Raw genomic sequence first — 20,849 nt, 5'->3', positions numbered from 1 at the left:
GTGCCCCGCCGGCACGGCCGCCTAGATTGGTGTCATGACCAGGCAGTCGACGTCACCGGCGCGGGTGACGTTTGGCGTACTCGGGCCGGTGACCGCCGCCACCGAGAGCGGCCCGGTCCCGCTGCGGGGGCACCGGCAGCGCCTGGTGCTGGCCCGGTTGTTGATCGCCCACGGCCGGGTGGTGCCGGTGGACCGCCTTGTCAACGACCTGTGGGAGGTCCCGTCCGACGGCGCGGTGGGCGCGATCCGGACCTTCGTCGCCGACCTGCGCCGGGCGCTGGAGCCCGACCGGCCGCCCCGGCAGCCACCCCGCCTCCTGCTCACCGAACCCTCGGGGTACGCGCTGCGGACCGCCCCGGACGCGGTGGACGCGGCACGCTTCGAGGCGGCCGTCGGCGAGGCGGGACGACTGCTGGCCGCCGACCTGCCCGCGCCGGCCCTGACGGCGCTGGACGCGGCGCTCGGGCTCTGGCGCGGACCCGCGTACGCGGACTGCGTGGGCGCCGTCTGGGCCGTCGCGGAGACCAACCGGCTGGACGAACTGCGGTTGCTCGCCGTCGAACGGCGGGCCGAGGCCCTGCTCGCGCTGGGTCGGCCGGACGAGGCCGCCGCCGACCTGCCCGCCCACCTCGCCGGCCATCCGCTGCGGGAGGACGCCTGGCGGCTGCTCGCGTTGGCCCGCTACCGCGCCGGCCGGCAGGGCGAGGCGTTGGCCGCGCTGCGCGAAGCCCGCGACACCGTGGTGTCCGCGCTGGGGGTGGACCCGGGGCCCGAGCTGCGCCGGCTGGAGGCCGACATCCTGGCCCAGGCGGCGCACCTCACCCCCACCCCCGCGGTGGCCGTCGCGGCCGGTGCCGTTCGCGGTGGCGGGTCGGATTCGCCGCCGGGGCGACCGTTCGTCGGACGGGACGCGGAGTTGGCGCGGCTGCGGCACGCCGCCGAGGCCGCCACCCGGGCGGGTCGGCCAACGCTCGCCCTGCTCAGCGGGGACCCGGGCGCCGGCAAGTCCGCCCTGGCCGAGGAGCTGAGCCGGCAGCTCGTCGCCGAGGGCTGGACCACGGCATGGGGTCGCAGCCCCGAGTACGACGGCGCCCCGGCCGCCTGGCCGTGGACGCAGATCACCGACGCGCTCACCGAGCCGGCCGGATCGGTGAGCGGCCGGCTGGTGGGCGGCGAGCCGGCCGGGCCGGCGGGCGGCGAGCCGGCCGGATCGGTGGGTGGCGCGCTGGCCGAGCCGGTGGTGACCGGTGGCCCGAGTGATCCCGCCGTGGCCCGGTTCCGTCGGCACCGCGCGGTGGCGGCGCTGGTCTCCGCCGTCGCCGCCCGGGGACCCCTGCTGCTGGTCCTGGACGACCTGCACCGCGCCGACGGGGACACGTTGGACCTGCTCACCGGCCTGCTCGCCGGCCCGCAGCCGGCCACCGGCCCGATGCTGGTCCTCGGCACCTACCGGGCCACCGAGATCAGCCCGGAGCTGACCGCCGCGCTGGCCCGCGCGGCCGGACTCGAACCGGTGCGGGAGTACGTCGGCGGACTGTCCGGCGAGGCGACCGGCGCGTTGGCCCGTGCCGTCGCCGGGCCGGAGCTGGATGCGTCCACCGTCCGGCTGATCCACCACCGCAGCGGCGGCAACCCGTTCTTCGTCCGGGAGCTGGCCCAGTTGTCCGCGAGCGCGGGTCAGGCGGCGCTGGCGGCGGTGCCACCGGGGGTGCGCGACGTGATCCGGCACCGCCTCGCCCAGCTACCCGCGCCGACCCGTACCGTGCTGCGGCAGGCGGCGGTGCTCGGCCGGGACCTCGACCCCGCGGTGCTCGGCGCGCTCGCGGACGACCCGGCGGCAGTGCTGGACGCCGTGGACCGCGGGTTGCAGGCCGGGTTCCTGACCGAGCAGGAGTCCGACGGGCGGCTGCGGTTCACCCACATCCTGGTCCGCGACACGCTCTACGCCGACCTGTCCGCGTCGCGTCGCGCGGCCTGGCACGCGGCCGTGGCCGAGGCGATGCGACGGCAGCAGCCCGTCGACCCCGCCGCGCTCGCCCACCACCTGCTGCACGCCGGCGGGCAGGAGGCCGCCCACCGCGCCGCCGGCTACGCCCGAACCGCCGCCGAACAGGCCGAACGCGACGGCAACCCGCACGAGGCGGCCCGGCTGTGGGCGCAGGTCATCGACGCGTACGACCGGGCCGGGCGGGACGAGCGGCGCGAGCGGCTCGGCGCGGTGCTGGGCCTCGGGCGTGGGCTCGCGGTGACGGGTCGGTTGGCCGAGGCGCGGCGGTACCGGGCGGCGGCGATCACCGACGCCGAGGCGGTCGGCGACCCCCGGCTGACCGCGGAGGTACTCGCCGGGTTCGACGTGCCCGCCATCTGGACCCGCAATGACGACGACGCGCTCTCCGAGCGGATCGTGCGTGCCGCCGAGCACGCCCTGACCGGCCTCGGCCCGACCGGCTCGGCGCACCGCAGCCGGCTGCTGAGCACGCTCGCGCTGGAGGTGCGGGGCGCCACCGGCGACCGTGGCCGCCGGGCCGCGGCCGAGGCCGAGCGGATCGCCCGGACCGTCGGGGATCCCGGGCTGTTGGCATTCGCACTGAACGCGCGTTTCATGCACGCCTTCCACCGTGTCGGGCTGGCCGACGAGCGGGCCCGGATCGGCGCGGAGCTCGTCGACCTGGCCACCGCGCAGCAGTTGGTGACCTTCGAGGTGCTGGGTCACCTCGTCCTGGTCCAGTCCTGCTGCGCGCGTGCCGACCGGGCCGGCGCGGACGCGCACGCCCGCGCCGCCGACCGCCTCGCGCAGCGCTACGAGCTGCCGCTGGTCGGGGTCTTCACCGGCTGGTACGCCGCGCTGCGCCTGGCGGTGAGCGGCGACCGGGACGCCGCGGCGACCGCGTACCGGGCCGCCGCCGAACGCCTGCCCGCCGACGCCATGCCGGGCCTGGCCCAGGGGTTGCTGCCGCTCGCCCTGCTCGGCCTGCGACTGGCCGACGCCGTCAGCGATGCCGGGCCCGGCCCCGGGCGTCAGCGCCCGATTCCCGGGCCGGACGAGGACTGGGCGCGGTTGGACTGGGGTCCACACGAGCCCTGGGTCCGGCCGCTGCTGCTCGCCGCCGCCGGCGACCGGGTCGCCACCCGGGCGGCGCTGCGGGCCCTCCCGGACGAGCCGCACGACCTGCTGCGGGAGGTGCGGCTGTGCCTCACCGCTCGGGCGGCGCTCGCCATCGGCGACCGGCCCACCATGGAACGCGTCGCCACCGCGCTCCGGCCGGCCGCCGCCGAGCTGGCCGCCGGCAGCGGAATGGTCACCGCCGGCCCGGTGGCCGGGCACCTGGCCGAGCTGGCCACCGCTCTGGGCCACGACGAGGAAGCCGCCGCGCACCGCCGTACCGCCCACGCGCTCACCGCGCGCCCCCACTCCTGGCCGATCATGGAGTTGTGGCGGGCGCCAGAACCCTCGTAAACCGCAAGTCCGGCACCACAACTCCATGATCGACAGGCCGGTGTGAACGGCGACCCCGGCTGGTCTCCGTAGCTCTGCCCGACCGGAGGCTTCCTTTCGGCGTTCGCTCCCGTGCCATCTGGCGCGCCCTCGCGCTCGGGCATCCCGCGACTTGCCGGAACATGCCGAACCGGCAACCGGGGTGCGGTCAGATGTAACCACCGGCGCGCGCACCGTCGCGCCGACGGTCGAGGGGGTACGCGTGGAGGTGCTCGTCCTGATCGTGGTGCTGGGCGGCACCGTCCTGATCGGCACCACCCTCGGCGGTCGGTACCGGGTCGCCCCGCCGGTCCTGCTCATCGCGTTCGGGGTGCTGCTCGGGCTCACACCGCCGCTGTCCGAGGTGACCCTGGAACCGGACCTGGTGCTGCTGATCTTCCTGCCGGCGATCCTCTACCGGGAGAGCCTCACCATCAGCCTGCGGGAGATCCGGGCCAACCTGCCGGTGATCGGGCTGCTCGCCGTGGTGCTGGTGGTGCTCACCATGGTGACGGTGTCGTTCACCGCGCAGGCGTTCGGCGTGAATCCCGCCGCCGCCTGGGTGCTCGGCGCGGTCCTCGCGCCGACCGACGCCGCCGCGGTCACCGGCCTCGCCAAACGGTTGCCCCGCAAGCTCCTCACCACCCTGCACGCGGAAAGCCTGATCAACGACGGCACCGCACTTGTGGTCTTCGCGGTGGCCGTGGGTCTGCTCAGTCAGAGCGCCAAGCCGGGTGTGCTGGGCATCAGCGAGGAGTTCGTCGGCGCCAGCGTCGGCGGCGTGGTCGCCGGCCTGCTGGTGGGGGCGGCCGTGGTGCTGATCCGCAAGCGGCTCGACGATCCACTGCGCGAGGGTGCGCTGAGCGTGCTGACACCGTTCGGGGCCTTCCTGCTCGCCGACTCGGTGCACGCCAGCGGGGTGCTGGCGGTGGTGGTCGCCGGGCTCGTGCTGGCCTACGCCGGCCCACGGGTCATCCGCGCCCGATCCCGGGTGCTGGCGTACGCGTTCTGGGACCTGAGCACGTTCCTGATCAACGGCGGGCTGTTCGTCCTGCTCGGCACGCAGATACCCAGGGCGGTGCGGGGCATCACCAGCACCTCGCCCGAGCGGGCTCTGGTGATCGTGCTGGTGGTCACCCTTGTCGTCGTGGCCACCCGGCTGGTCTTCATCTACCTCACCGCGCAGTCGGCGCGGCTGCGGCGTAGCCGGATGGTGGACGACGCCCAGGGTCCCTCCGGCTGGCGGGTGGGGGTGGTCGGCGGCTGGTCTGGTTTCCGGGGCGCGGTGTCGCTCGCCGCCGCGCTGGCCGTCCCGACGATGACGGTCGCCGGCCGGCCGGTGGTCGAACGCGATCTGATCATCTTCGTCACCGCGCTGGTGATCGTGCTGATCATGCTGCTTCAGGGCACGACCCTGCCGCTTGTGGTGCGCTGGGCGGGGCTGGTCGGCGATCCCGGACGGGTCCACGAGACCAGGCACGCGCGGCGACGCGCCACCGAGGCGGGCCTGGCTGCCCTGCCGCAGGTCGCCGCCGAGGTGGGTGCCCGGGAGGAGTCGGTGCGCCGGTTGCAGGCCGAGTACCAACGGCACCTGGCGGACGTCAACGAGACCGGGGGGAGCACCGCCGAGGAACGTCGCGTGGAACGTCGACTGCGCCTCGGGGTCCTCGCCCACAAGCGGCGGGAGGTCACCCGGCTGCGCGACAACCAGGAGATCGACGACCTGGTGCTACAGGAGCTTCAGGCCGCGCTGGACAACGAGGAGATCCGGTTGCTGGGGCGCGAGCCCAACGAATAATTAGCAGCTCCGCAGGACGCGCTCGATGTCCGCACCCGCCGTCACGACCAGGGCGTCGGGGCGAAGTACCTCGGGAAGCCGCCGGCAGGGGTGGCGTAGACGTCCGCCGTGCCGCCGCCGTCGGCGCTGATGTGCCAGTAGCTGTCCTCAGGTTCTCGACTGTCGACGCGAGGCGCGAAGACGGCCAGGAACGCCGCACCCGCCATCGGCGCCGCATCGCCCTGCGCGAACCGCTGAACGACCGTGTCGTAGCTCATCCGCGCAAGCTAGCCGATCATGTGAAGGCGCAGGTCAACCGGCATGCACGTGCGGCCGGCGACACGGGTCGGGCTCCTGGCGGCGCAGGATCTCCCGGGTGACCGAGGCGATCGCGCCCTGCCCGAACGCCAGGTAGCGCAGGAAGTTGCGGGCCGGACCACCCTCGCTCCACTCGAAGTAGATGTGCGGTCGCCGTCCCGTGCGGTCGCGGATCTCCAGCAGCAGGACGGCGAGCGCGTTGGGCACCGAGGAACTGGTCAGGCTGAGCACCGCGAAGCGGTCGTCGGTCAGGACGCCGCGTACCAGCAACTCGGTCTCGAAGTCCGACGGGTCGGTGACGTGCACCTCGACGAAGATCACGTCGCTGTCGTCGGGGAAGTCGTTGTCCGCCATCGTCTGTTCCAACTTGGCGCGGTACTCGGCCTCGTCGTGCCGGTCGGGCTCGTGGGCGACGAGCCGGATCCGCCGTCCGGCACGCTCGTCGATCATCCGGGTGGCGACCGGATCCAGCTCGATCCGGTCCACCCGCAGCTCGTAGGCACGAGACACCCGGGACAGCACCGAGACCACGATGATCCCGCCGATGAAACAGGCCGCGATCTTGACGCCGTCGGGGCGTTCCACCACGTTCGCCAGGGTGGTGTAGACGAAGACCACCGCGATGACGCCGAACCCGACGGTGCGACCGCGCTGACGCCGCCGGGCCGCCGCCAGCGTCACCGCCGTCGCCGCCGAGGTGATCAACACCAGCACACCTGTGGCGTACGCCCCGCCCTGCGCGTCCACGCTGGCGTCGAAGACGACCGTGATCAGGAAGGCCACCGCGGTGAAGACCAGCACCAGCGGCCGGACGGCCCGTGCCCAGGTCGGTGCCATGCCGTAGCGGGGCAGGTAGCGGGGGACGAGGTTGAGCAGGCCGGCCATCGCCGACGCCCCCGCGAACCAGAGGATCCCGATGGTGGACAGGTCGTAGACGGTGCCGAACACCTCCCCGAGGTGCTGGTGCGCCAGGTAGGCAAGCGCCCGGCCGTTCGCCGGACCGCCCGGCCGGAAGTCCTCCGCCGGGATCAGGATGGTGGTCGTCACGCTGCTGGTGATGAGGAAGACACTCATGATCACCGCCGCCGTGGTGAGCAGTCGGCGCGCGCCGCGGATCCGGCCCAGCGGTCGAGCCTCGGAGTCCTGCGGGTCGCCCCGCACGCTCGGCATCACGGCCACCCCGGTCTCGAAGCCGGACAGGCCCAACGCCAGCTTCGGGAAGACCAGCAGGGACAGCCCGACCACAAGCCAGGGATCGCCGTGCGCGGTGGTCAGGGTCGTGGTCCAGTCCTCGACCGCGCTCGGGTGCGTCACCACCCGCCACAGCGCGTCGACCACCACCACCGCGTTCAGCGCCAGGTAGACCGCCACCAGCACGACGGCAATGCCGATGGCCTCGGTGAATCCCTTGAGGAACACCGCGCCCAGCAGCGAGACGAGCACCAGGGTGACGAGTACCTCGTGTCCCGTGAACCCGTCCGGCCAGAACGGGTTCTCGTCGATGTGCGCGGTCGCGTCGGCGGCCGACAGGGTGATGGTGATGATGAAGTCGGTGGCCGCGAAACCGAGCAGCACCAGCACCAGCAACTTGCCCGGCCAGTAGCTGAGCAGGCGTACCAGCATCGCGATGGAACCCTCACCGTGCGGGCTCTCCACCGCCACCCGCCGGTAGACCGGCAGCGCGCCCAGCAGCGTCACCAGCACCAACACCAGGGTCGCCACCGGCGACAGCGCCCCGGCGGCCAGCGCCGCGATGCCCGGTTGGTAGCCCAGCGTGGAGAAGTAGTCGACGCCGGTCAGGCACATCACCTTCCACCACGGATGCTGCCGGTGCTCCGGTGGGCGTCCGTGTGGCCCCGGATGCCGCACGGCCTGGTCCGAGCCGGCGTCGAGCAACCACCCCCGCAGCCGGCCTCCGCGCCTGTCGACCTCCATCGGCGCGTCCCCCGTCATCCGCCCATGGTCACCGTGAGTATCCGCCCGTTGGGCCGCGCCCGTCCCCAGGTGCCCGGAACCCACCCGTCGCGGGGCGGGGTTTCGGGCGGCGGACACGGGGGATGCAGCGCCCCCGGGTGTGCGGGCGCGCACCGGACCGGACGGCGCCGGGGAGGGGACAGGCATGGTCGGTGGCCGTCGCTTCCGCCCTGGTGGTGGCTTCGGTCGCCAACTGGACGAGTACGAGACCACGGTTGGCGTGCCACCGCCGACGGTGCCGCCCGACCAACCCACCGGCGGTCTGGTGGACAGCGCCGTCTACGTCCGAGGGCACCGCTTCGCCTCGCCGTCCGGGCTCGCCGAGACGTACCGCTGCCTGCAGGAGCAGGACGCGGCAATGGCCTGGATCGGGTTGTACCGGCCCGACATCGAACAGATCACGTCACTGGCCCGGGAGTTCCGGCTGCACGACCTGGCGGTCGAGGACGCGATAAACGCCCACCAGCGACCCAAGCTGGAGCGGTACGGGCACACCCTGTTCGTGGTGCTGCGCGCCGCCCGCTACGACGACCTGCGCGAGGAGGTCGAGTTCTCCGAGCTGCACCTGTTCATCGGGCCGGGCTTCGTGATCACCGTCCGGCACGGTGAGGTCCCGGATCTGGCCGCGGTGCGCCGGCGGATGGAGACCGACGCGCCGATGCTCGCCCGGGGCCCGGAGGCGGTCCTGTACGCGATCCTCGACCAGGTCGTCGACGGGTACGCGCCGGTGGTGGCCGGGCTGGAGAACGACATCGACGAGATCGAGACCCAGGTGTTCGGCGGCGACCCGAACGCCAGCCGGCGCATCTACGGCCTCAGCCGAGAGGTCATCCAGTTCCAGCGGGCCGCCCGCCCCCTGCTCGCCGTGCTCGACGCGCTCGCCGACGGGGCCGGCAGCGCCGGCGCGGACGAGGAGCTGCGCCGCTACCTGCGGGACGTGACCGACCACCTGACCCAGGTGGTGGAGCGGGTGGACGGGTTCCGGCACCTGTTGCAGAACATCCTCACCGTCAACGCGACCCTCGTCTCGCAGCAGCAGAACGAGGAGATGCGCAGCCTCACCGCGGCCAGCTACGCGCAGAACGAGGAGCTGAAGAAGGTCTCGTCCTGGGCGGCGATCCTGTTCGCTCCCACACTCATCGGCACCGTGTACGGGATGAACTTCGTCCACATGCCGGAGTTGAACTGGCGCTTCGGCTACCTGTTCGCGCTGCTGCTGATGCTGCTGGTCTGCGGCACCCTCTATGTGATCTTCAAGCGGCGCGGCTGGCTGTGAACCGCGCGGTCGAGATCACTCGATGCCGCGCAGGATGTGCCGTTCGTCCTCGACGTCGTCGTCGCCGGCGGCGATCCGGCCCAGCAGGACGGCGGCGGCCCAGATCGTCAGTGGCGTCGCCGCCCCGGTCATGCCGCCGCCGGTCCGGTCGTCCCGGGCCTGGCTCCGCTCCGCACGTGCTGGTCTGCGCTGAGCCTGCATGGGCCCCGCCTCTCCTCGTCGAAGCCCTCGTCGGCGGCGCGACGTCCACGCTCCACCGGTACGACAGCCACTCGAACCTTCCCACGTTCGGCCATATTCGCACCGCTTGTTTACGGGTTTCCGACTGCGCCCTGCCAAACCGGACATTACGCATCGACGTTGGACGGACCTGACGACTGGGTAGCGAGACCGGGTGAGCCGAGCTGCCGAAATGGTCTCGCCCGTCGTCCCCGCCCGCCGAGCGTTGCCCGCCTACCTCGTCGCCGCGACGCTGGCCCGAGGCGCGGACGCCGGCGCGGCGGTGGGGGTGGTGCTGCTGGTCACCCTGCCGGCGGTGGGGGCGGCCCGTCCGGCGCTGCTCGGCGGCCTGCTGGCCACCTGCCTGACCGCGCCGCACCTGCTCGGGCCGCTGCTGGCCCGTTGGCTGGACCGGGCGCCGGACGGCCGGGGCCGGTTGGCGGCCGGCTTCGCCACGTACGCCGCGGCGGTCGCGGCGGCCGGGCTGCTGCTCGGTCGGGTGCCGGTCGGTGTTGCCCGCGGTGTTGCTGATCGTCGCGTGGACCTGCGGACCGCTGTTGACCGGGGGTCTGAGCAGTCGGCTCGCCGGACTGCTCGACCCCGACGAACGGGTGCAACGGCGCGGTCAGGGCTGGGACGCGGTGACGTACGGGGTGGGTGGCAGCGCCGGACCGGGCGCGGTGGCCGCCCTCGCCGTCCTGGCCGGGCCCCGCTGGCCGCCGCGTGCGGCTGTGGCAACCTGGCCGCCGCGCTCCTGGTCACCGCGTTTCCGCTGGTCGGTGAGCCGGACGTCTCGCCGTGCGGTGGGCGGCGCTCAGCTCGGTGGGGCTCGCGCTCTGCGCCGCCGTACCCAGCTTTCCGGTGGCGGTCGTCGTGTTCGCCGTGGCCGGGGCGGCGACGGCGCCGCTGTTCGTAGCCACCCTGGCGGCGTGGTCGGCGTACGCGCCGGAGGCCGTGCGAGCGCAGGTGTTCGTGTCGACGGCCGCGCTGCGGGGGACGCCGGCTCGCTCGGCATCGGGTTGGCCGGGGCGCTCGCCCCGCGGGGCCCCCGCCTGCTGCTGGTGGCCGGCGCGTCGGTCCCCGCTTGCTGCTGGTGGCCGGCGCGTCGGTCCCCGCTTGCTGCTGGTGGCCGGCGCGTCGGTCCCGCTCGCGGCCGCGGTGGCGGCGACGGTCTCCGCACGACGGCGGCGCGACAGGTGACCGCGCCCGTCCACGTCGGACGTCGGTCCGGTCGGCGCGGGGCCGGTTGTGGTCAGGGCAGCGGGTGGGCGATGCCCCGGGCGTGGTCGGTGAGCGCCGCGCCGACAACGGTCGCGGCCAGCGGCAACACCTCAAGACAGCGGCGCACCGCGGCGGCCATCAGCGCGTTCGGCACCCGCATGGAGAGCGTGCAGTGCGGCACCCAGCGGCCCGGCCGGTAGTGCTCGGTCAGGGGGATGCCGGCGGCGGTGAGCCGGTCGGACACCATCCGCTGGTGGGTCAGCAACTCCGGGGTGGGGGCTGGGCCGAGCCAGAGCACCCGGCCGACGAACTGCCCGGCGTGCTGGAAGTCCAGTCGCAGCGGGGCCGCGACGACGGTCCCGCGCAGCGCCTCGGCGACCTGCTCGGGGTTGAAGCGGGGTGCCACCGCGAGCGAGACGTGTGGCCGGTGGCGCCGCTCCCACAGCGAACGCATGCTCTGCACGCCCTCGGCCTCCAGGGCGTCCCAGAGCGCCCGGATCCGCCGGGTGGCGTCCGGGTCCAGATACAACTCCAACGCGGCGACCACCCGATCACCGTAGTGGCCGAGGTTTGATCGCACGCGCCAGCGGTACCTGAGGAGGAAATCGACCCGGAGGGCGTGCCAGTGAACGTGAGTGACCTGCTGACCGAGGCGTACGACCGACTGCCCGACCTCGTGCGTGCGGCGGTCGACGGGCTGGGATCCGAACAGCTGCGCTGGGCGCCCGGCCCGGGTGCCAACTCGATCGGCTGGCTCGTCTGGCACCTGACCCGGGTCCAGGATCACCACGTCGCCGACCTGCTCGACGCCGACCAGGTCTGGGTCAGCGGCGACTGGGCGGGCCGGTTCGGGCTCACCGCCGACCCGGACAACACCGGCTACGGCCACTCGGCCGCCCAGGTCGAGACGGTGCGGCCGGAGAGCGCGCAGGCGCTCGTCGACTACTACGAGGCGGTGGCGTCGCGGACCGGATCGTTCCTGGCCGGCCTGCGCCCGGCGGACCTGGACCGGGTGGTCGACGAGTCGTGGGACCCGCCGGTCACCCTCGGCGTCCGGCTGGTCAGCATCGCCGACGACGACCTGCAACACGTCGGCCAGGCCGCCTACGTGCGCGGCCTGATCGAGGCGGACGCGGGCAACGGTCGATAGGGCTCGCCGTCAGCCCATCGTCTTCGTGCCGTCGATCGACTCCCGCAGGATGTCGGCGTGCCCGGCGTGCTGGGACGTCTCGGCGATGAGGTGCAGCAGCACCCGGCGGACCGTCCAGCTCGCCCCCGGCTCGAACCAGGGCGCCTGCGGCAGCGGGTGCGCCGAGTCCAGGTCGAGGGTGGCGATCAGCGCGTCGGTCTGGTGGGCCACCTCCTGGAACCGCTCGACCAGACCGGCGAGGGTCTCGCCCGGCGTCATCCGGAACTGACCGACCCAGTCGATCTCCTCGCGCTGCATCGCCTCCGCTCCACCCACGGCGAAGAGCATCCACCGGTGCTCGACGCCTGCCACGTGCTTGACCAGGCCGCCGAGGCTCAGCTCGCTGACCGTCGGGCGGGTAGCGGCCTGCTCGTCGGTGAGCCCGTCCACCGTGTGCAGGAGGAAACCCCGGTGCCGGCGGAGCGTCTGCAGTAGATCGGCCCGCTCACCGGTGAGCTGCTCCGTGCTGGTCATGCCGCCACCCTTCGTCGATGTTCACCCACCCTAGGGCGAGGCACCGACACTTCCGGTGCCGGACACGGCGTGCGACGCGCGATTCGCCAGCGGTTGCCGATCCGCGTCCGTGGCGGTCCACTGAATGACATGGGTGTGATTAAGGTGGGCACGTCGTCCTGGGCCGACCAGTCGTTGCTGCGCTCCGGGTGGTATCCACGCTCGGCCAACACGCCGGCCCGTCGACTCGGTTTCTACGCCGGCCGGTTTCCGCTCGTCGAGGTGGACACGTCCTACTACGCGGTCCCCGTCCCGGAGACCACGCACGGCTGGGTCGACGCCACACCCGACGACTTCACCTTCGACGTCAAGGCGTTCAGTCTCTTCACCGGCCATCCGACACCTGTCGCCGCGTTACCCCGGGACCTGCGTCCGGCCGGTGGCCCGAGCCGGATCCGCCGTCGTGACCTGCCCGAGCGCGCGTACGACGAGCTGTGGGCCCGGTTCCGCGCGGCCCTCGACCCGATCGCGGCGGCCGGCAAGCTGGGCGCGGTGCTGTTGCAGTTCCCACCCTGGCTGGTACGCGGTGAAGCGGCCGAACGCCGGATCGTCGAGCTGGCGCAGCGCTGCCGCCCGTGGCGGGTCGGCGTGGAGCTGCGGCACGGCTCCTGGTTCGACGGTCCGGCCGCGACGGAGACGCTGGACCTGCTGCGCGCGCACGACCTGTCACTCGTCTGCGTCGACATGCCGCAGGGGCACCCGTCGTCGGTGCCGCCGATCCTGACCGGGACCGCCGAGCCGGCGATCGTCCGGTTCCACGGCCACAGCCAGGCCTGGCGTGACGGCGACAAGCAGGAGAAGTTCCGGTACGCCTACGGCGACGACGAGCTGCGGCACTGGGCCGGCCTGCTTGCGGACCTCGCCGGCCCGACCGACGACCTGCACGTGCTGTTCAACAACTGCTGCGCCGGTCAGGCCCAACGCGACGCCACCCGGCTGGCGCAACTGCTCACCGAGACGATGATCGCCGATCGGACCGTCGCGGCCGGATCGACCGGCTGACCGTCCCCGGCGGGGTCAGGAGCGTCGGCCCCGGCTGCGCAGCGCGTCCTGCGTCGACTCGCCGATGTCGGCGTCGTCCGGGAAGGTCCGGCCGCTCGGCGCCGGGTCCGGTGGGGCACCGGGTCCGGCCATCGTCGTGCGGGTCGGCTCCACCGAGCCGAAGCCGTGCCGTCCCGCCGGGTCGGTTCGGCCCGCCGGGGCGCCCGCCCGCCGCTCCCCGCGTCGTCCCTCGGGCACCGCGGTCTGCTCGCTGCCTTCGTCCATCGGCGAATCCGCGTCGGTGCCCCAGGGCGCGTCGGCGTCGACGCCGTCGCCGCCGCCCCACGGCTGGGTCGCCTCCGGCTCCTGCCGGTCGTTGTCACCGCTGCGTCCCTTGTGTGCCGTCATGGCCACCCCGCTCCTCGGTCCGCCGCGGTCGGCGGACGGTGTGCTCTCCTCAGGTCGCTCGGTGTCGCCACCCGAGGGTCGTCGCGGCGCTGCGCGCGCAGGGCCGGCCTGCGCCCCGCCGTCGAGAGGGCGGCGGGACGCCGGCCGGCCCGGCGTTCAGCGTCCGGCCATCGCCATCGGCCGCTTGCCGTTACTCATGCCGGCCATCTTGATCATGCCTTTCGAGGCGCCCTTCATGTTGCCGCCCCGACCGAGAATCCCCTTGAAGACCTGGCCGGGCTTCTGCTGCTCACCCATGTACGCGGTGACCACGACCAGGGTCCCGGTCAGCGCCGGAATGGCCCACTGCAGCAGCTTCATCTGCCGCTGCGAGGAGGCCACGCTCGCCGGGGTCTGGTGATTGGGCTCGGTCGTCCCGCTCACCGGTGAGGCGCCGGCCTTCTCCAGGCGCATGCCGATCAACCGGCTGTAGCCGGTCACGGCGAGCGCGCCGATCGTCAACGCCGTCTTGATGGCGCTGGTTCGGCCGACCCCGGACTGAGCCGCCACGCGTGGGCTCTCGGTCACCAGTTCGCCGACCGCACCGGCCAGATGCGCGCCGATGGCGGCAGCGTTGACCGGGGTCCATCTGGACCACCCCGCCGACGCGACCGAGAGTCGCTGGGTCGAGTCGCTGATCTTCCCGGCTGCGCCGTTGACGCCGAAGGCACCCATGAGGGAGCCGCCGAACCAGGCCGCGAGACCCAGATCGTGCATCGAGCGCAGTGCGGTATGCCGTTCGGACATGTGATCCCCTTCCGCCGTGTTGGGCGCTGCGGCTTACCCGCCGCCCGGGCGGCTAACCCCGTCGTCCGGCGGCTGATCCGCGCCGCGCCGGTACGACCGGGACGTTCGGGTCTCGACGTCGACCATCGCCGCCGGCAGGAGTCGTCCGCGCGGTGGCGGGTAGATCCCCATCGACGCTGACGGAGAGGGGAACGGGATGTCGCAGCCGGACGAGAGTCGGGAGAAGACCCCCAAAACCGACGCGGTGCTCATGCACCCGGACAACGACCCACACCGGAACACCGCGGAGGTCGCGCCCCGCAAGGAGCACGCGGAGATCCAGGTGGAGCGCGACGGCGAGCTGGTGCCGCTGGACCAGGACGACTGAGCCCTCCGGGACGCCCGGTACGGCTCAGCGGGGCGGCAGGTCGCCGGCGAAACCGGCGACCCGCCGCGCCAGCGGGGTGCTCGCGCGGACCCAGGAGAAGTGGTCCAGTGCGGCGCCGGCCTGCGCCGCCGTGTAACGCTCCCGGGTGAGCGGGGCGGCGGCGAGCTTCGCGCAGAGGTCGTCCATCGTCTCGTGCGGGGTGTACTGGTCGTCGTCCACACTGACCGCCAACACGGGTGTGCGCACCGCGCGTACCGCCGCCTCGGTGTCCGTACCGTCGAGCCGGGGAAAACGGCCGGTCCGCGCGGTGTGCGCCCAGTCGCGGATCACGCCGCGTGCCTGCCGCCCGCCGAAACCCCAGCCCGGCCAGACCCCGAGCAGGGCCGCGGTGGCGGCGATCCCCTGGGTGTACGGCAGCACACCGAGGCCGCGCAGGCCCGGATAGCTTCGCCAGTAGGGGATGCCGACCGCGATCAGCGCCAACGCGTCCACCTCGTCGGCGCCGTGCAGGGCGAGGTGCAGCAGCGCGGCCTGGCCGCCGAGCGAGTGCCCGACCAGCAGCCGGTTACGACCGTCCAGCCGTGGCTTGAGCGCGCCCAGCACGGCGCCGACGTCGTCGGCCAACTCGGCGTAGCCGTAGCGGTCGGCCCGGCTCGGCGTCGGGGTGCTCGCCCCGTTTCCGCGCAGGTCGGCGACGACCACGGCCAGCCCGGCGGCGCGCAGCTCGGCCGCGAAGGGCCGGTAGTAGCGGGCCCGCACACCCATCGCGGGCCAGATCACGGCCACCGGCGCGCCCGTCGTGCCCACCGGCTCCGGGTAGACCTGCACACCCAACCGGCCGCCGTCGACGTCGACGAACTCCTGCGCGTACCCCGGGTCTGCGTCCACCGGCCCAGCCTACGGCTCCGGCGTTACCGGCGGGTAGCCGGCGGCGCTCGGACGCGACGGAGGGCCCCGCCGTGGCGGAGCCCTCCGGTTGGCGACGGGGTCAGGAGACGGAGATCGTCCCGTTTCCGGCGCGGACGCAGGCCACCGCGCGGGCGCTTGTGGAGGCCGCCCCGCTCAGGCACTGGCCGAGCACCTGGTGCCCGGTGGCGTTCGGGTGCCACGACTCCTGGCAGGTCTGGAAGTAGCTGACGCAGGTGTTGGCGATCCGCTGGATGGCGATCTTGTCCTTGCCGGCGAGGCTGGTGACGAAGGTGCCGCTCGCGCCGTCCTGCAACCGGATCGGCGTGGCCAGCGAACCCGTCGGGCTGTTCGTCTGCTCGCACAGCCGGGCGCCGTTGAAGGCCTGCTGCACGTTCAGGTACACCAGGTCGTCGGCGGGGAACTCGGCGGCCAGGGTGTCCCGGGTGGACTTCACGATGGCGCCCAGGCCCTGCGAGAAGCGGTGGCCCGGCGCCAGGCTGGCGCGGTGGATCGGGCAGCCGGCCGCGTACCGCTCGGCACCGAGGTCACGGAACTTGTCCCGGGTGTCGTCGCGGCTGTCCTCCTCGTGGAACTGCGGGTTCAGGTCCAGCGGCAGCGGGTTCGTGTAGTCCTGGAACACCACTCGGTGCTGCCCGTCCGCGTCGATCTGGTCCAGAGTGGTCAGCACCTGGCGGACGGCGGCGGTGGTCTCGGCGGTCGCGGCGCTGAGCTGCGCGGCGGTGGCCAGGTCGGCGTCGCTGCACGGCTTCTGCTCGACCGGGCCGTTGAGGTACGCCCAGAACTCCCACCAGCCGGTCCACGCGTCGGCGATGAACCGGTTGGCGCACTTCTCCGCGACGCTGCCGAAGGTGAACGAGCTGTTGTTGGAACCCAGACCGATCAGTACCAGGTCGATGTCCTGGGTCTGCGCGACGGCGCGGAGCTGGTCGAGCTGCGAGGCCACCGTACGGCCGTTGGTCCGCGCCTGCGAGGCGGTCGCGATGTCGTGCGGCTGGCCACCGGAGCAGGCCAGGTTGAACCGGTTCTGGATGCCCGGCAGGTTGGCCTGGTTGAGCGAGGCGTTCGCCGAACGGTGGCAGAAGAACGCGTTGTTGTTCGCGGCAGTCCAGCCGGGGAACCCCTGGGCGACGCCGTTGACGTCGACCACAGGGGTGTACGCCCCGGCGCCCTCACCGCTGATGAAGCTGTCCCCGAGCGCCACCGCGGCGGTGGGTAGCGCCGCGGACGCGGGTGCGGGCAGCGCGACGGCTGTCGACAGCGCGGCCATGGCGAGCGTTAGTCCCGCGGCGAGCGCGGTACGGCGGAACCTGGGCATGGGGGCCCCCATCCATCGAAAGATGAAAGATTCTCTGAGAGCGCGATCAGATCACCCCTGTGCAACGGGCGTCAATGGCCCGTAACAGAATCGTTCGATGAAAGACACGTGGCTCCGCCGCGGGTCGGCCGCCGCAGGTCTCGCACGAGCAGGATGCCGAAGAACGGCGTGACGACCGACATCAGGACCTGGACCGAGTCGGACAGAAGGTGTCTCTGTGTGGTCCCGTGCTCACTGGTTGACTGTTCCGTGGCTCACGTCCGGCGGCTGTCGCGCGGCGGGTCGCGTAGGTCCTCCGGGAGTTGTCCTAGCCTCGGGCTAGGCTCGCTGCGGCGCGCCACGCCGGCTGATGTCGCCGGTGACCGGCAGCACACAGCCGAGACCGGGGAGTACGACCAGTTGACCGCAGAGCCTGACACCCTGTACGGGGCCGATGACCTCACCCACCTTGAGGGGCTGGACGCCGTCCGCAAGCGGCCCGGCATGTACATCGGCTCCACCGACAGCCGTGGCGTGGGTCACCTCGTCAACGAGATCCTCGACAACTCCACCGACGAGGGTGTCGCCGGCCACGCCAGCACCGTCGAGGTGATCCTGCACGCCGACGGCTCGGTACAGGTCGACGACGACGGCCGGGGCATCCCCACCGATGTGCACGCCAAATCCGGCATCTCCGGGGTCGAGCTGGTGCTCACCCGGCTGCACGCCGGTGGCAAGTTCGGCGGCTCCGGTTACAAGACCTCCGGCGGTCTGCACGGCGTCGGCGCCTCGGCGGTCAACGCGCTGTCCCGACGGTTCGACGTGACCGTCCGCCGAGCCGGCAAGATCCACACGATGTCGTTCCGGCACGGCGTCCCGGGCGTCTTCGACGGCCCCGGACCGGACGCGCCCTTCACCGCCGGCCCGGGCCTCCAGGTCAGCGGCGCCATGAAGCGCAACCAGCGCACCGGCACCTCGATCCGCTGGTGGCACGACGCCCGCTACTTCGAGACCGGCGCCGCGCTCGACGTGGACGCGGTCCGCACCAAGCTGCGCAACACCGCGTTCCTGGTCCCCGGCGTGACCTACCTGCTGCGGGACCTGACCGGCGAGGCGCCCGCCGAGGAGCGGTTCCACTACCCCAACGGGCTCAGCGACATGGTGGAGTTCCTCGCGCCGGCAGGTGACCGCCCCGTCTCCGGCACCCTGCTGGTCAACGGCGAGGGGACCTACCGGGAGAACGCCGCCGACGCCAACGGCGTCATGCAGTCGAACGTGCAGCGACGCGCCGAGGTCGAGGTGGCGTTCCGGTGGGGCACCGGCTACGAGCGCACTGTCGAGTGCTTCACCAACACGATCCGCAACGCGCACGGCGGCACCCACCGCAAGGGCTTCGAGCGGGCCCTCGTGCGCGCCCTCGCCGACGCGGTCCGCAACACCCGCGGCCTGCTCAAGGCCAAGGAGGAGCCGCCCCTGCTGGACGACGTCCTGGAGGGGATGACAGCAGTGGTGCACGTGCGCATCCCCGAGCCGCAGTTCACCTCGCAGACCAAGGACGAGCTGTCCACCCCGGGGATCACAAAGGTGCTCCAGAGCCTTGTCGACGCCCACGTCAAGGCCTGGCTGGAGGACCGGCGCACCAAGGCCGAGGCCCGCACCGTCCTGCAGAAGATCGTCGAAGCCGCCCGGGTCCGGCTCACCCAGAAACAACAGAAGGACGCCGCCCGGCGCAAGACCGCCCTGGAGGGCGCGTCGATGCCGCCCAAGCTCGTCGACTGCCGGGCCACCGGCGTCGAACGCAGCGAGCTGTTCATCGTCGAGGGTGACAGCGCCCTCGGCACGAGCAGAATGGCACGATCGTCGGAATACCAGGCGCTCCTGCCGATCCGGGGCAAGATCCTCAACGTGCAGAAGGCCAACCTCCAGCAGGTGCTGGACAATGCCGAGTGCGCCGCGATCGTCCAGGTCCTCGGTGCCGGCTCGGGGCGTACGTTCGACCTCTCCGCACTGCGCTACGGCCGGGTGCTGATCATGGCCGACGCCGACGTGGACGGCGCGCACATCCGTACCCTGCTGATCACTCTCTTCGCCCGGTACATGCGGCCGCTCATCGAGTCCGGTCGGCTCTACGCCGCGATGCCGCCCCTGCACAAGATCACCACCAGGGGGCGCAACCCGCAGACCGTCTACACCTACACCCAGGCCGAGATGGAGACGACGGTCCGCAAGCTGGAAAAGGCCGGCAAGCAGATCGTCACGCCCATCCCGCGGTTCAAGGGTCTCGGTGAGATGGACGCCGACGAGTTGTGGGACACCACGATGAACCCGGCCACCCGGGCCGTCCGCCGGATCACCCTCGACGACGTCGACGCCGCCGAACGCATCCTCGAACTGCTGATGGGCGAGAAGGTCGAGCCGCGCCGCAACTGGTTGATCGACTCGGCCGACCGGGTCGACCGGGAAGCGATCGACGCGTGAGCGCCCGTTCCGTTCCAGTTCCCCTGGAGAGCTGAGTCATGGCACGCCGTAAGGAAAACAAGGTCGATCTCTCCTCGTTCGACCAGGCCGGCGCGCGGGTCTTCGACAACCCGCTGGTCACCGAGGTCTCCGACTCCTACCTGGAGTACGCGTTCTCGGTCATCCACTCCCGCGCCCTGCCCGACGCGCGCGACGGCCTCAAGCCCGTGCACCGGCGCATCCTCTGGTCGATGTACGAGCAGGGCTACCGCCCGGATCGCGGGCACGTGAAGTCTGCCCGAATTGTCGGGGATACAATGGGAAAGTATCATCCACATGGTGATACAGCCATTTATGATGCGATGGTCCGACTCGCACAGGACTTCTCACTCAACGTGCCACTTATCGACGGGCACGGGAATTTTGGGTCCCCAGACGATGGCCCGGCTGCCTCGCGCTACTGCGTTACGGGAGATACCCGGATTCGACTTGCTGACGGCACCAGCCCGCGAATTGCTGACCTGGTAAGCCTCGCTGCGGACAGCGAGGTCGACGTCGACTTCGAGGTGCTCGACAAAGACGGTAAAGCCGTTCAGGTTGACAGGGTGTTCAACTCCGGCGTCCATCCGACGGTCCGGATCGGCACGGATGCCGGTTTCTCGCTTCGGGGCAGTGAAAATCACCTGGTGCTCTGTCTTGAGTCGCCCATGGGCGTCCCCATTTTTCAGTGGCGACGGCTCGACGAGCTTGCAGTCGGCTCGATTGTCTGTGTGGCGCGCAATGCTTGGTCGCAGGTCATACCCACCGCTCGCGAATACTCGCTGGGCATTCTCGGTGGCGCATGGGCGTCCGAGGGCTTCGCGAGTGAGACAAGGGCTGGGTTCAACAACACCGACGAGCACTTCTTCGATGAGGTTCTGCATGCGTACGACCAGGTGGTTGGTGGTCGGCGTTACGTCAGCGAGCGGCAGACCCGTCGCGACCGGAAGCGCATTCAGGAAATCGACATCCAGATCCATGCCGGCGGCATGGACGCTTTCCGGGCAAGCCCACTGGTGGAGTTCATCGGGCATCAGGCCCGGGACAAGTTCATCCCGCAATTCGTCTGGAACGGTGGCTGGGGTGTCAAGCGCGCCTTCCTGATGGCTCTTTTTGAAGGCGACGGCGGGGTGCGGGTCGCCAAGGACAGCTTCACCATCCAGTACACGAGTTACAGTGCGCGGCTCACCAGGGATGTCCAAGAGTTGCTCACCGAATTCGGTGTCGTCGCCTGCTGGCGCCGCTACACGCGTCCCAGCGGCTCGGTCGAGCACCGCTTGGTGATTTCCGGTCTGCGAAACATCAAGGCATTCGCTAATCGGGTGGGCTTCCTCCGCACCAAACAGGCGAAGCTGAACAAGGTTCTGCGTCACGCGCCGCTGCGTCCGCATCGGCTGAGTAAGGATCACGTTCCCTTCGTCGCCGCATATGTGCGTGACGCCTTGGACTTTGACCGTCGTGGTAGCGGGCGCAAGTGGCTGACGACGCACAACTTCGATCGCGTCGAGCGATGGGAGACCGAGCGCCTTCGAATCATTGATCGCATCAAAGAGCCGGAACTGCTGGCGACAATTCTTCCGATCATGGACTCTGGGTACCGGTTCGAGCGCGTCACCGAGGTAACG

General features: G+C 71.9%; 17 protein-coding genes and 2 pseudogenes. 10 read left to right on the top strand and 9 right to left on the bottom strand.

Going from position 1 to position 20,849, the window contains the following annotated elements; all coding sequences use genetic code 11:
• The first annotated feature begins 34 nt into the window (after positions 1-34).
• Together ACLQ29_RS10550 and ACLQ29_RS10545 are read left to right on the top strand one after the other, a co-directional pair.
• The gene (locus tag ACLQ29_RS10550) at positions 35-3,457 is read left to right on the top strand and encodes a BTAD domain-containing putative transcriptional regulator (RefSeq protein WP_425771426.1); all 3,423 of its coding nucleotides are present in this window, start codon (positions 35-37) and stop codon (positions 3,455-3,457) included.
• 181 nt (positions 3,458-3,638) lie between these two features.
• Entirely contained in the window at positions 3,639-5,273 is a 1,635-nt protein-coding gene (locus ACLQ29_RS10545; RefSeq protein WP_425771425.1) for a Na+/H+ antiporter, read from the top strand.
• Positions 5,274-5,314: 41 nt separating this feature from the next.
• On the opposite strand, the gene ACLQ29_RS10540 is transcribed toward ACLQ29_RS10545, so the two are convergent.
• Positions 5,315-5,530: a hypothetical protein gene (locus ACLQ29_RS10540; protein WP_425771424.1), complete on the bottom strand. Its 216-nt coding sequence runs from the start codon at positions 5,528-5,530 to the stop codon at positions 5,315-5,317.
• Positions 5,531-5,564: 34 nt separating this feature from the next.
• Positions 5,565-7,523 carry an amino acid transporter gene (locus tag ACLQ29_RS10535; RefSeq protein ID WP_425771423.1) on the bottom strand — a complete coding sequence of 653 codons (1,959 nt, stop codon included), beginning with the start codon at positions 7,521-7,523 and terminating at the stop codon, positions 5,565-5,567.
• A 166-nt stretch (positions 7,524-7,689) separates the two neighbouring features.
• Between ACLQ29_RS10535 and corA the strand changes: the two genes are divergently transcribed.
• Positions 7,690-8,820 (top strand): magnesium/cobalt transporter CorA, encoded by a 1,131-nt coding sequence (corA, locus tag ACLQ29_RS10530; RefSeq protein ID WP_425771422.1) that lies wholly within the window; start codon positions 7,690-7,692, stop codon positions 8,818-8,820.
• A 15-nt stretch (positions 8,821-8,835) separates the two neighbouring features.
• Here corA and ACLQ29_RS10525 read toward each other — a convergent pair whose 3' ends face one another.
• The gene (locus ACLQ29_RS10525; RefSeq protein WP_357245912.1) at positions 8,836-9,021 is read right to left on the bottom strand and encodes a hypothetical protein; all 186 of its coding nucleotides are present in this window, start codon (positions 9,019-9,021) and stop codon (positions 8,836-8,838) included.
• 211 nt (positions 9,022-9,232) lie between these two features.
• Here ACLQ29_RS10525 and ACLQ29_RS10520 point away from each other — a divergent pair, with 211 nt between their 5' ends.
• On the top strand, positions 9,233-9,955 hold the full coding sequence (locus ACLQ29_RS10520) for a hypothetical protein (RefSeq protein WP_425771421.1): 723 nt from the start codon (positions 9,233-9,235) through the stop codon (positions 9,953-9,955).
• 336 nt (positions 9,956-10,291) lie between these two features.
• Here the strand turns inward: ACLQ29_RS10520 and ACLQ29_RS10515 are convergent, their stop codons facing one another.
• The gene (locus ACLQ29_RS10515) at positions 10,292-10,807 is read right to left on the bottom strand and encodes a 2'-5' RNA ligase family protein (RefSeq protein ID WP_425771651.1); all 516 of its coding nucleotides are present in this window, start codon (positions 10,805-10,807) and stop codon (positions 10,292-10,294) included.
• A 78-nt stretch (positions 10,808-10,885) separates the two neighbouring features.
• Here ACLQ29_RS10515 and ACLQ29_RS10510 point away from each other — a divergent pair, with 78 nt between their 5' ends.
• Positions 10,886-11,410 (top strand): mycothiol transferase, encoded by a 525-nt coding sequence (locus tag ACLQ29_RS10510; protein ID WP_425771650.1) that lies wholly within the window; start codon positions 10,886-10,888, stop codon positions 11,408-11,410.
• Between the two features lie 9 nt (positions 11,411-11,419).
• Here the strand turns inward: ACLQ29_RS10510 and ACLQ29_RS10505 are convergent, their stop codons facing one another.
• The gene (locus ACLQ29_RS10505; RefSeq protein ID WP_425771420.1) at positions 11,420-11,923 is read right to left on the bottom strand and encodes a DinB family protein; all 504 of its coding nucleotides are present in this window, start codon (positions 11,921-11,923) and stop codon (positions 11,420-11,422) included.
• 129 nt (positions 11,924-12,052) lie between these two features.
• Between ACLQ29_RS10505 and ACLQ29_RS10500 the strand changes: the two genes are divergently transcribed.
• On the top strand, positions 12,053-12,964 hold the full coding sequence (locus ACLQ29_RS10500; protein WP_425771419.1) for a DUF72 domain-containing protein: 912 nt from the start codon (positions 12,053-12,055) through the stop codon (positions 12,962-12,964).
• 15 nt (positions 12,965-12,979) lie between these two features.
• On the opposite strand, the gene ACLQ29_RS10495 is transcribed toward ACLQ29_RS10500, so the two are convergent.
• Together ACLQ29_RS10495 and ACLQ29_RS10490 are read right to left on the bottom strand one after the other, a co-directional pair.
• Positions 12,980-13,351 carry a hypothetical protein gene (locus ACLQ29_RS10495; protein WP_425771418.1) on the bottom strand — a complete coding sequence of 124 codons (372 nt, stop codon included), beginning with the start codon at positions 13,349-13,351 and terminating at the stop codon, positions 12,980-12,982.
• 156 nt (positions 13,352-13,507) lie between these two features.
• Positions 13,508-14,137, bottom strand: coding sequence for a hypothetical protein (locus ACLQ29_RS10490; RefSeq protein WP_425771417.1), 630 nt, complete (start codon positions 14,135-14,137; stop codon positions 13,508-13,510).
• Positions 14,138-14,333: 196 nt separating this feature from the next.
• Here ACLQ29_RS10490 and ACLQ29_RS10485 point away from each other — a divergent pair, with 196 nt between their 5' ends.
• Entirely contained in the window at positions 14,334-14,504 is a 171-nt protein-coding gene (locus tag ACLQ29_RS10485; protein ID WP_393367388.1) for a hypothetical protein, read from the top strand.
• A gap of 24 nt (positions 14,505-14,528) precedes the next feature.
• Here the strand turns inward: ACLQ29_RS10485 and ACLQ29_RS10480 are convergent, their stop codons facing one another.
• Entirely contained in the window at positions 14,529-15,392 is an 864-nt protein-coding gene (locus tag ACLQ29_RS10480) for an alpha/beta fold hydrolase (RefSeq protein ID WP_425771416.1), read from the bottom strand.
• A 100-nt stretch (positions 15,393-15,492) separates the two neighbouring features.
• Positions 15,493-16,749, bottom strand: coding sequence for a hypothetical protein (locus ACLQ29_RS10475; protein WP_425771415.1), 1,257 nt, complete (start codon positions 16,747-16,749; stop codon positions 15,493-15,495).
• Between the two features lie 399 nt (positions 16,750-17,148).
• On the opposite strand from ACLQ29_RS10475, the gene ACLQ29_RS10470 reads away from it, so the two are divergent.
• The 3 genes and pseudogenes from ACLQ29_RS10470 to ACLQ29_RS10460 form a co-directional block, all read left to right on the top strand.
• Positions 17,149-19,206 (top strand): DNA gyrase/topoisomerase IV subunit B, encoded by a 2,058-nt coding sequence (locus ACLQ29_RS10470; protein ID WP_425771414.1) that lies wholly within the window; start codon positions 17,149-17,151, stop codon positions 19,204-19,206.
• Between the two features lie 38 nt (positions 19,207-19,244).
• Positions 19,245-19,646, top strand: a pseudogene (locus tag ACLQ29_RS10465) (DNA gyrase subunit A); the annotation flags it as partial.
• A gap of 12 nt (positions 19,647-19,658) precedes the next feature.
• Positions 19,659-20,540: pseudogene (locus tag ACLQ29_RS10460) on the top strand (LAGLIDADG family homing endonuclease); the annotation flags it as partial.
• Positions 20,541-20,849: the final 309 nt, after the last annotated feature.

This window comes from Micromonospora sp. DT228 (genome assembly GCF_049841595.1).
Lineage (GTDB): Bacteria > Actinomycetota > Actinomycetes > Mycobacteriales > Micromonosporaceae > Micromonospora.
The sequence above is the reverse complement of the archived record's forward strand: the minus strand, read 5'-3'. Positions and strand labels throughout refer to the sequence as shown.

What these genes read in the sequence shown, in the direction of transcription:
- ACLQ29_RS10490 (WP_425771417.1), bottom strand. Translation starts at nt 14,137, where the DNA reads ATGTCCGAACGGCATACCGCACTGCGCTCGATGCACGATCTGGGTCTC.
- ACLQ29_RS10525 (WP_357245912.1), bottom strand. Translation starts at nt 9,021, where the DNA reads ATGCAGGCTCAGCGCAGACCAGCACGTGCGGAGCGGAGCCAGGCCCGG.
- corA (WP_425771422.1), top strand. Translation starts at nt 7,690, where the DNA reads ATGGTCGGTGGCCGTCGCTTCCGCCCTGGTGGTGGCTTCGGTCGCCAA.
- ACLQ29_RS10520 (WP_425771421.1), top strand. Translation starts at nt 9,233, where the DNA reads ATGGTCTCGCCCGTCGTCCCCGCCCGCCGAGCGTTGCCCGCCTACCTC.
- ACLQ29_RS10505 (WP_425771420.1), bottom strand. Translation starts at nt 11,923, where the DNA reads ATGACCAGCACGGAGCAGCTCACCGGTGAGCGGGCCGATCTACTGCAG.
- ACLQ29_RS10500 (WP_425771419.1), top strand. Translation starts at nt 12,053, where the DNA reads ATGGGTGTGATTAAGGTGGGCACGTCGTCCTGGGCCGACCAGTCGTTG.
- ACLQ29_RS10475 (WP_425771415.1), bottom strand. Translation starts at nt 16,749, where the DNA reads ATGCCCAGGTTCCGCCGTACCGCGCTCGCCGCGGGACTAACGCTCGCC.
- ACLQ29_RS10495 (WP_425771418.1), bottom strand. Translation starts at nt 13,351, where the DNA reads ATGACGGCACACAAGGGACGCAGCGGTGACAACGACCGGCAGGAGCCG.
- ACLQ29_RS10535 (WP_425771423.1), bottom strand. Translation starts at nt 7,523, where the DNA reads ATGACGGGGGACGCGCCGATGGAGGTCGACAGGCGCGGAGGCCGGCTG.
- ACLQ29_RS10485 (WP_393367388.1), top strand. Translation starts at nt 14,334, where the DNA reads ATGTCGCAGCCGGACGAGAGTCGGGAGAAGACCCCCAAAACCGACGCG.
- ACLQ29_RS10540 (WP_425771424.1), bottom strand. Translation starts at nt 5,530, where the DNA reads ATGAGCTACGACACGGTCGTTCAGCGGTTCGCGCAGGGCGATGCGGCG.
- ACLQ29_RS10550 (WP_425771426.1), top strand. Translation starts at nt 35, where the DNA reads ATGACCAGGCAGTCGACGTCACCGGCGCGGGTGACGTTTGGCGTACTC.